Source organism: Rothia sp. HMSC069D01 (genome assembly GCF_001810135.1).
Lineage (GTDB): Bacteria > Actinomycetota > Actinomycetes > Actinomycetales > Micrococcaceae > Rothia.
In genome coordinates, this window is sequence record NZ_KV800105.1 from 1 (window position 1) to 202 (window position 202).

A 202-nucleotide genomic window follows, 5' to 3' on the forward strand; every position below is an offset into this window, starting at 1 on the left:
ACCCCCAGCAGCCAACCAGAGTGCAGCTACGTGCCAAGGTTGCCCAGATTTTTTCGCGTACCCCTAACGGGTGCGGTCACAGGCAGGTGGCCATGTGTCTGCGTGCTGAGGAGGGGGTGCGCATTGCCGATAAGACGGTTTTGAAGATGATGCGTCAGATGGGGTTGCGTTGCGGTATACGCCGCCAGAGGCCCTACCACAG

The 202-nt window shown here is 59.9% G+C and carries 1 protein-coding gene; it reads left to right on the top strand.

The window, feature by feature from the left end; all coding sequences use genetic code 11:
* Window positions 1-20: 20 nt before the first annotated feature.
* On the top strand, window positions 21-202 hold a 182-nt coding region (locus tag HMPREF2710_RS09610), incomplete at its 3' end, for an IS3 family transposase (RefSeq protein WP_210388901.1).